The 9,113-nt window shown below is 55.9% G+C and carries 7 protein-coding genes and 1 pseudogene; 4 read left to right on the top strand and 4 right to left on the bottom strand.

Features of this window, described 5'->3' with window-relative positions; all coding sequences use genetic code 11:
• From ACF8AM_RS02335 to ACF8AM_RS02350, 4 genes are all read left to right on the top strand, one after another.
• A partial coding sequence (locus ACF8AM_RS02335) for a hypothetical protein (protein WP_392554092.1) occupies positions 1–547 on the top strand: 547 nt, incomplete at its 5' end.
• Positions 548–921: 374 nt separating this feature from the next.
• Positions 922–1,107, top strand: a complete 186-nt coding sequence (locus tag ACF8AM_RS02340; RefSeq protein ID WP_392554093.1) for a hypothetical protein — start codon at positions 922–924, stop codon at positions 1,105–1,107.
• A 5-nt stretch (positions 1,108–1,112) separates the two neighbouring features.
• The gene (locus ACF8AM_RS02345) at positions 1,113–1,505 is read left to right on the top strand and encodes a hypothetical protein (RefSeq protein WP_392554094.1); all 393 of its coding nucleotides are present in this window, start codon (positions 1,113–1,115) and stop codon (positions 1,503–1,505) included.
• Positions 1,498–1,785, top strand: a complete 288-nt coding sequence (locus tag ACF8AM_RS02350) for a hypothetical protein (RefSeq protein ID WP_392554095.1) — start codon at positions 1,498–1,500, stop codon at positions 1,783–1,785. The genes ACF8AM_RS02345 and ACF8AM_RS02350 overlap by 8 nt, the downstream gene beginning before the upstream one ends.
• A 445-nt stretch (positions 1,786–2,230) precedes the next feature.
• On the opposite strand, the gene ACF8AM_RS02355 is transcribed toward ACF8AM_RS02350, so the two are convergent.
• The 4 genes and pseudogenes from ACF8AM_RS02355 to ACF8AM_RS02370 all read right to left on the bottom strand — a co-directional run.
• Positions 2,231–5,473 (bottom strand): efflux RND transporter permease subunit, encoded by a 3,243-nt coding sequence (locus ACF8AM_RS02355; protein ID WP_392554096.1) that lies wholly within the window; start codon positions 5,471–5,473, stop codon positions 2,231–2,233.
• Between the two features lie 76 nt (positions 5,474–5,549).
• Positions 5,550–7,463 carry an HlyD family secretion protein gene (locus ACF8AM_RS02360; RefSeq protein ID WP_392554098.1) on the bottom strand — a complete coding sequence of 638 codons (1,914 nt, stop codon included), beginning with the start codon at positions 7,461–7,463 and terminating at the stop codon, positions 5,550–5,552.
• A 16-nt stretch (positions 7,464–7,479) separates the two neighbouring features.
• Positions 7,480–8,199 (bottom strand): CerR family C-terminal domain-containing protein, encoded by a 720-nt coding sequence (locus tag ACF8AM_RS02365; protein ID WP_392554097.1) that lies wholly within the window; start codon positions 8,197–8,199, stop codon positions 7,480–7,482.
• Positions 8,200–8,610: 411 nt separating this feature from the next.
• Positions 8,611–9,113 (bottom strand): annotated as a pseudogene (locus ACF8AM_RS02370) (serine protease); the annotation flags it as partial.

Raw genomic sequence — 9,113 nt, forward strand, 5'->3', positions numbered from 1 at the left:
CGTCCAGCTTTACACCGGACGTGGTGGTTCCGAAGTCGATGTCCCACCCCACGAAGGTGTGCGTCAAAAGTTGCTCGTGCGGAACGGTCGCTTTGATCCGCACGTGCTGCTGACACAAAAAGGTGATTCGCTGGAGATCGACAATCAGGGGAGGTTGATGCACAACGTGGCGCTGAACTTCTTCACGAACACGGCGAGCATCCAGCTACTCAAGCCGGGGGAATCTTTCTCGCTCGAGTTGGAACAACCTGAGCCCGCGCTCATTCCAATTGACTGCAACATCAATCCGTGGATGCGAGGGTTCGTGGTCGTTGTCGACCATCCGTATGTTGCGGTGAGTGACTCCGACGGCCGGTTGAAGATCGAAGGCCTGCCTGTTGGCCAAGAGCTCGTCTTTCGAGTTCGTCATGAAGTGGGCAAAATCGATCAAGTGACCATTGAAGGGCAGGAAGTTCAATGGCGGCGTGCTCGGTTTTCAGTTTCGCTCGATCCCGGAGAGAATGATTTGGGTGACATTCTGGTTTCCCCTGAATCGTTTCTGAACTGATCGAATGAGTGAAGTAGATGATAAAGGTTGCAGGTGGTTGTGAAACGGTTTCGGATTTCAACGTTGCTGATTTTCACGGCGCTGTGCGCTGGTGCGTTTGTGGTGTTGCGCCCGTTTGATCCCCCAGTGCGAATTTACGATCCAATTGATCTTGAGCGATATCACGGTTACTACCGCGGCGCAAAAATCTACGAAGTCTCGGTGGTTAACGCTGGTGGACATGCAATTTGGTTGCCGGACAATTCAGAGCCTTTCGCATCGTCGGCGGTAGGAGGATTTGTTGGAGGTGTGAAAACGGATTGGGTTTTCGTTGGGCAAAGGATCGGGGAGTCAAACTAGTTCAACCTGGCGAAGGTTTGGTCTACCAAATCTGCATGAGTGAGGCTTATACAGATTTCGAGGTGGTGATTGAGGTTCAGGATTGGCGTGGCAGAAGCAAGAGGATTGAGGATCGTGTGTGCGTTTTGAAGGCGAGCGAAGGTGGCGTGTCGACCGCGCCGTATGACCTGCTCGACGAGATTGACGGCTCCGATATTCTTTTTTCCTGGAAGTGCGTTTGATGCGGATGAAGAGTGGTAACCGACTGCTGGGCGTTGGGATTGGAATGTTTGTGCTTGGATTGCTTCTGCTCTTGATGCATGCTTGGCAACGCCAGCGGTTGGGGAATGCTAGAGACAGTGTCCGAGACCGGATTGATGTCTTGGAGGCTTTTGTCGCGCAAGCTGATTCCAACACGATGACAGCCCAAGAAATTTATCACCTAGGAAGCCAGTTGGACTCTGTTAGCAGCGACTTGCTGGCTGTGGAGCGAGAATCCGACTCACCGTGGTCAGCACTGAACGTTTCGTTCATGTCTTACCTTGCGTGTTCGCTGATTGGATCCGTGCTGATGATTGTGGAATCGTTGCGGTTGCGTCGCAGCAGAAAACCAACGGTGACAGGACCGCAAGATGATTGAACCCGGTTCATACGAGAATCGGGATGATTCCGATTTGAACGCCAAACGGATGGAAGAGAGAACCGATGAGCCAATCGTCAATCTAATCGCAGGTGGGCTGCTGGGGTCGGTTGGCGGTGCGGGGCTGGGGTTCTCTGTCTCGCTGGCGTTCACCGGATGGGCCGTCGTTGCATTTTTTGCTGGCGGCGTTGCCGGTGGAGTTTTGGGTATGGCCTTGGGCTACTTCCGCGGTGACAGCTTCACGGAGTGGCTCAAAGAGAATCTTTGGCGATTCTGGTAGAGAGAGCATGAAACCATGCTCGGCACCCGCATCACCTACGCCCCAACGGGGCAGCTCTACGATAGCCCCAGGCATCGCCTGGGGTTTCGTTGCGGACATTCCGATACAAGCCCCAACGGGGCGGCCCTAAGAAAGACTCCCCAAAACCCGCTGGGACTGCCCCCATTGGGGCTTTGTCATCTTGGTCCCGCCACAACCCAGGGCGTTGCCCTGGGCTGGCATAGGGCTGCCCCGTTGGGGCGAAGTTGAGGAACAAAACCTGCGCCGTCCAAAGCGGTTTCAACACCAAACATTTCGCAACTCAGGCGAACGACCAAACGGCTCACGTGGTTCTGCCCGATCATTCCTGCCGACTTGCAGTTAAGACCTGCTTGGCTCTCCCACCTGTGCGTCAGGCCACCAAGGTGGAGGTGGTCTGCCGAAGCGGCTTGGTCCGGCTTGCTCGTTATTCCTCGATTTCGACGAACGGAATGTTCAACGATTGGAGGACGAGTAGATAGAGCATGTACAGGACGGGGATCAGTAGCAGCACCAAGGCCGTTGCAAGCATCAATCCAAAGGCCAGACTGCTGGCCATCGGGATCAGCAATTGTGCTTGGAAGGATTTCTCGGTCAGCAGCGGCACCAAGCCCGCGATCGTGGTCATGCTGGTCAACATGATCGGGCGGAAACGCCGACGTCCTGATTCCAGCAAGGCTTGGATCGGTTCGTCACCGGCCCGGACTCGTGAGTTGATGAAGTCGATCAGGACGATCGAGTCGTTGACCACGACACCGGCCAAAGCAACCAACCCAAACATGCTGAACAAGGTCAACGGAAGGTCGAGAAATGCGTGCCCCCAGACCGCACCAATCATTCCGAATGGAATGATGGCCAAGATCAACAGCGGTTGCATGTAGGATCGGAACTGAAGGACCAACAATACGAACATGCACAGGATTGCGATGGCAAACCCAACCATCAGGCTGCCCACCGATTCACGGCTTTGTTCCTGCTGTCCTTCCCAGCGAATCGAGACGTTTGGGAATTGAGCTTTGAAGTCGTCCATCTGTTTCTGCAGGCTGGCGATGATCAGGTCCGCGTTGGCGGTGGTCTCATCCAGGTCCGCTGAAATGGTGATGCTGCGCTGTTGGTCGACGCGGTTGATTTCGGAGAAACCACGTTGCAAATCGATTTCCGCGAGTTCGCTGATCGGACGTTGCATGCCGTCCGCACCGCCGACGCGAATTTCTCGGAAGTTGACCAGCGAGGTGCGTTCTTCGGGCGGGTAGCGAACCATCAATTTCACTTCATGGCGTCCACGTTGCAGACGCATGACTTCTGCACCGAAGTAAGTGTTGCGGACCGTTTGTCCGAGGTCAGTGGGAGTGACTCCGGTCGCGAGAGCTTTGTCTTTGACTCGGAATTGGAACTCCCATTTGCCGGGCGTGTTGTCATCGCTGATGTCGAAGACCCCCGCGAAAGTGCCAACCTTTTTCTTCATGACCTCCGTCGCGGCGAGCAGTTCGTCGACGTGTTCACTGGAAGCCAGCAGTTTGAATTCGATGGGGGTTCCGGCGGGGCCGGTTCCGATGCTGCCGTAAACGATCCGCTCAACACCGGCGATCTCGCCGACTTCCCGTCGCCAACGAGCAATCAGTTGATCGCTGTGGATGTCGCGAATTTCGGTTCCGTGAAGTTCAGCGAAGACTTGGCCGGCGTTGCTTCCGCTGGAACCTTGACCGCCCATCGGACCGGCGGTGTTGGTGATGGATCCCACTTCGCGATAGGCAAAACGGACAGGGCCGCGGTAATTTCCTTCGGGTGGAGGGTACAGCGATTCGACCGGTTCACGGGTTTTCGCGGCTCGTTCGAGAGCGATTTCTTCGCTGACCTTTTGAAGGGCGCGTTCCATTCGTTTGGTGGCGGCTTCGGTTGCGCTGGCTGGCGTTCCGTTGGGGAAAACAACCGAGGCTTGCAGGTAGTTGTTGTCTGATTTGGGGAACAGGACCGTGGTCACGACACCACCCCGAATCATCCCGATCGTTCCCAGGAACAACGCGATTGCGACCGCGATGGGGAGCACGGGATTGAGCAGGCAAAAGTGCAGCGTTGGCACGTAAATCTTTTCCGCGAACCATTCCATCGCGATACTGGCTTTGGAGTTGAGCCAAAACAGCAACAACATGAATGGCCTTAGCGGGTAGGTCACAATCGTCGCGAGTCGGAAGAATCCGGAATGACTGTGGGCCAAATGGCATGGCAGCACAAACGTGCTCTCCCACAGCGACACGAGTAGCATCGCGATCACCGCAAACGGAATCACCGCCATGAATTTGCCCATCACTCCGGACACGAAGAACATGGGGGCGAAGGCGATCACGGTGGTGGTGATCGACGCCGCGACGCTGGGAAGCACTTCCGTCGCGCCATCGACGGCAGAGTCATGCAGTGATTTCCCCATTTGTCGGTGGGCATAGATATTTTCGCCGATCACGATCGCGTCATCGACGACGATTCCCAGTGCAATCAAGAACGAAAACAACGAAAGCATGTTGAGAGTTTGGTCGCCCCAAGCGAGCGCGGCGCCGGCGCCCATGATGGAGATCGGGATTCCGAGTGCGACCCAAAATGCCAAGCGGACTTCCAGGAACAGAGCAAGCACCAAGAACACCAGTCCCAATCCTTGCACACCGTTGCGAAGCAGCAGCGCCATCCGGTCTCGCACGTCGGTTGAGGTATCGCCCCAAAGAACAAACCGATAGCCAGGTGGAGGTTCCGTGCGTTCAACGTAGCCACGTACGTCGTCGACCAAGTTCAGCAGGTCCTCCGATTTGGTGCGTTGAACGTTGATGACCATGGCGGGTTCGCCGTTGATTTCAGCCGTTGCCGTGACGTCTTCGAATTCATCGCGAACGCTGCCCAAATCGGCCACGGTCAAAACGACGCCGTCTTCGCGAGTGATCAGGGGCAGGCGTTCAATCTCGGGACCAACGCGGCCCTTGTTCTTGGCACGCAGCAGGATTTCTTGGCCAGACGATTTGTGTTGTCCACCTGGCAGTTCAATGTTGTGTTGGCGGATTTTCGCGGCGACTTGTTCCAACGTCAGGCCGTAGGCTCGCAGCGTGGCCTCGGGAATCTCCACATCGATCTGATAATTGCGTGTGCCCATCAGCTCGGCGACCGTGACGCTGGGCAGCATCAACAGTTCGTCACGCACGGATTCCGCGACCTCGCGAAGTTTCAGTTCTCCGCGACGGGTGCGATCATTGGGGCCGATGATTCCCAACCGGATCGCTGTGTCGCGAAAAGTGATTTGTTCGATTTCGGGATCTTCGGCCAGGTCAGGAAAGCTGGGGATGCGATTGACTTCGCGGTCGATGTCCGACATCACCTTTTGGACGTCTTGGATATCGCTTTGCAGTTCCGCCAGGACATAACCGCGGCCTTCCATCGCGATGGAGGTGACTTTTTTGATTCCATCGATGGCTCGAATGGCTTCTTCGATCTTTTGGCAGATGGCCTCTTCGGCGTCTTGTGGTGTGGCCCCGGGATAGGGCACGGAAACCATCACGACTTCGAGTTCGAATTCGGGGAAGACTTCCCGGCGCATGCCAACGAATGCGGATGCACCCACAATCATCAATGCCAGCATGACGACGTTCATGCCGGGAGCGTTTTCGATGGCCCAAGCGAGGACACGTTTCATCGAAGGTTCTTTGGATGGAAGGGAATGGATGGCAAAAGGTTGGACAAGACTGGAGACGCGGTTGAGGCGTCGGACATCACAAAGTGGAGACCGTTTCGGCCGCGGGCGTCTTCAGTTCCTCATCGCTCGCGTTCAACTGCGTTTCGATGGCGTTTGTTTCTGCATCGCTGGAGGGAGCCAGGTTTTTCTTTGGGGCGCGGACAGGAAACGTTTCCGCTTCGATGCTGCCCAGCGGAGAAACCACCACAAAACTGTCGCCGGTGATCGATTGGTCGGGGATTTCGCAGATCCAGTAGTCGGAGCTTCCGCCGACTGACGACAGCAAATCGATCGGGCGAACATCGTGACGAATCACCAGGCGTCCGGAGGTCCAGTCGTCTGGTGTGAATTTGATTTCGGGCTCGGGTTGGGTTTCCGAAGTTTCTGTTTCTGATTCGCCCGAGTCTGTTTCGGCAACGCTGTCGTTGGGAGTCGTTTCAGGCTTGTCGGCAGTGTCTGAATCGGTGGTGTTTGCAACGGAGGAATCTTCGTCGGATTCAGGGAGGTCCAAAACCGATTCATCTGGGATGAATTCCCAAACACGATTGCCGGGTTTGAGGGCTTCTGCTGGCAAGATGACCAGTGGCACGGCGGGATGCAGTTGCAATTGCAAACGCACGAACATGCCGCGAACAAGTGCGGTGGGGCCCGTTGATGCGATGCTTTCGTCGATGGTTTTGGAGATCGAACCATCGTCGTTTTGACGTTGGACTTCGAAGATTTGAGGTTGGTCGACCACGACTCGAACCGGAACCGTTCGGGTTTGTTCATCCAGTCCGATGCCGTCGTAGCCAATCAGTTCGCCATCCCAGACGTAAGTCACATCATCGCGTCCGGAGAGTTGGTATTGCACCTTCACTTCGGTGGGCGGCAATTTGTATCCGCGATGAGCCCCGTTGGCTGGTGCATTCAGTTCGTCAATCGGCGACTGCGTCGTTTTCTGGTTCAGCACCCAGTAGAGTTGGTCCATTCGCAGGCTGGTGGCGACTTCGACCTTGGAGGTGTCCTCCATCGTGACCACCGGATTGCCGCGGGTGACGAACGTGTTCAGCTCGGCTTGTTCGCTGGCGATGACTCCGTCGATCGGGGCTCGGATCTCGGTTCTTTGCAGATCGATTTTGGCTTGTTTGAGCTGTGTGGCGGCGAGTTGTTCGGCGAGTTCCAATCGTGCCCGTCGTTTTTTCAGCAAATCGATTTGGTTTTGGACCGTCACCTTTTGTTGTTCGGCTTGCAAGACGGCTCGGCGGGCTGCGTCGACGTCACGTCGGGCGGCAAAGTCTTCTGGCAAGGAATCCAGACGTTTGACTTCGCGGCTTTGCAGTTCAATGTCTGCGTTGGCAATTTCCAATAAACGAGCGGAGTTGATCAATTCCTGGTCGACTTCGTTGATCGCTTCGTATTCAGATTGTTGGGTTTGTTCCAAGCGACGCACGGTGAGTTCGTAATCGGTCGGATCGATTCGCATCAGCACCGTGCCGGCAGTGACGTATTGGCCTGCTTCGCATTGAGGCGATTTTTCGATGATCCGGCCGGCGACTTCGGTTGCCAAGATGACTTCGCGAAATGGGACGACGGTACCGTCGGCGTTCAAATGCAGAGTTTGCCCGCTGTCGGCGAGTGACCGAATTGGAAGGATGTCCACCGCCGGCAACGCTTGCAGACGACCTGCCAGAGTGTTGTCGGCTGGGGGACGCGTCGACGGTTGGACTGAACCGAGGGCGTAAACCAAGCCTCCCGCGGCGGCGAGCAACAACAACGGAACGCCGATGTTGAATAGCAACCACTGCATCGCGTTGGATGAATCGATCAGTTGAACCGTGTCGTTAGGTCGAGGGGATTCGACTTCGATGCCCGATTCATATGGCGAACGTGGCGGTTCCGTTTTCGCTGGCGCAGCCGTGGTTGAATCCGGCGAAGCTTTGCCCTCCGCAGATGTTTCGTCTTCGGTCATCGTGGGTGTCGACTCGTTATTGTTGACAAGAGACATCGTGTGGCTCGTTGAGCGGCGATGGGAAGAGAAGCTTGTGCTGATCGATCACGTTTCGGTCGCCACATGCGGCGAGTGTTGAAGCGGTGATTTGATTGCACAACGAATCCAACCCGTAGTGGGTTTGAAACAGTTCAGGTGAAATCAAATGAGCCATCACGGGACGGCCGATTCGATAGTGAAGGCATTGTCCGACGACACCGAGTGCCAACTGCGGCACAAGGGCATCGGTTTGCCAGCTAGATTTTGCATCCAGCGGCGGCAGCAACGATTCGATGGTTTGGCAAAGAGCGTCGTAGAGCGGGCGGAAGTAGCCGCGAATCATGCCTTCGAAGGCTGGTGTCGGGTTTTGCATTTCACGCATCATCAACATCGCTTCCCAACCGGTTTCGTCGGCGGCTAGCATGCGTGAAAGCAGCGTGCGAATCAGGAGGGCGAGGTCTTGTTGCGGCGTTTTCTTGCCGACTTCTGGAGTCGGGTAGGCACGCTCACGTTTTTCGCGAATCGCGGTGATGACGGCTCGGTACAGCCCCATCTTGTCGCCAAAGTAATAGCTGACGGCGGCAACGTTGACGTCCGCCACATTGGCGATCTCTCGAACTGTCGCGCGATCGAATCCACGTTCAGCAAACACGGGGCCAGCGGCAGCCAACAAACGTTGGGTCGGGTCGTTGGATGCAGGGTCGGCGGATTCCGTCATGAAAGCGCGGGGCTGGGGTTCAGAACAACTGGGGGCTCAAGAGAAACAATGTGGCAAGCATGATTCAAACGGGTGTTTTAAACAAGTGTTTGAATCGAGGAAAAACGAGAGCCTTTTGCGGAGATTGGGGTTCGGAACACTGTGCAAAGCAGCGATTGAGTTCGCAAGTCGAATTGCGTATCGAATTGAATCGAGTCGTGAAATTGCCGCTGGCGGGATACCGCCATCTGCAAGAGTGAGACTTTGCCGGTCAGGTTCGCAGAAAGAATGAAAAAGCCATGGGATGGAAATTCAGTGCATGGACATCCTGAAAGGAGCCTGCCTGACGGAGGTCGGGCGAGGTTCTCGCCATTGAAATCCGAGCTGCTGGCTCGGTTGATCGACATGAACCGAAGAGGTCGCGACTCAAGATCAGAGGGTTTCGAACATCCGGCGAAGTGCGTCGCGGTGGGCTTCTTCGTCGAACGGATTAACCAGCGGTGCGGATGTCGGACGGTTGGATGTCGGTGACGGCGCGATGTCCGCCAACCGCAATGGTTCGCCAGGAGCCTGTGATTCAGGGAGTGCCTGCAGTTGCGGCAAAGCTTGCGCGGTGGTTTCAAAACGTTCGAACGTTTCGCTGTGCTCAAACCCGCGAGCGATTCGCGAGGTTCCATCCGCGCCGATCCACTGGGTCAACGAATCGGTGCTGTGCCAAGTTCCGCCGGATTGCGTGACATAGATTCGGACGGTGTCATCTCCGCCTGCTGATGCTTTCGCGGTGACGTCATCGAAACCGATGGCGGTGGCACGGTAACCGTTGCTGCTGATCGTTGCGCTGGTTTGTGAAATGGACATCACGTCATCGGCTTCTGAGTCGCCCAGGTCCGCGGTGTCATGACCACCGGCTTCCGCGTAAGCGTAAACCCGTTCGA

The sequence above is a fragment of the Rhodopirellula sp. JB055 genome (genome assembly GCF_043100905.1).
Lineage (GTDB): Bacteria > Planctomycetota > Planctomycetia > Pirellulales > Pirellulaceae > Rhodopirellula.

Excerpts from the sequence above, each read along its gene's own strand:
- ACF8AM_RS02350 (WP_392554095.1), top strand. The coding sequence starts at position 1,498 with ATGATTGAACCCGGTTCATACGAGAATCGGGATGATTCCGATTTGAAC.
- ACF8AM_RS02365 (WP_392554097.1), bottom strand. The coding sequence starts at position 8,199 with ATGACGGAATCCGCCGACCCTGCATCCAACGACCCGACCCAACGTTTG.
- ACF8AM_RS02360 (WP_392554098.1), bottom strand. The coding sequence starts at position 7,463 with ATGACCGAAGACGAAACATCTGCGGAGGGCAAAGCTTCGCCGGATTCA.
- ACF8AM_RS02345 (WP_392554094.1), top strand. The coding sequence starts at position 1,113 with ATGAAGAGTGGTAACCGACTGCTGGGCGTTGGGATTGGAATGTTTGTG.
- ACF8AM_RS02355 (WP_392554096.1), bottom strand. The coding sequence starts at position 5,473 with ATGAAACGTGTCCTCGCTTGGGCCATCGAAAACGCTCCCGGCATGAAC.
- ACF8AM_RS02340 (WP_392554093.1), top strand. The coding sequence starts at position 922 with ATGAGTGAGGCTTATACAGATTTCGAGGTGGTGATTGAGGTTCAGGAT.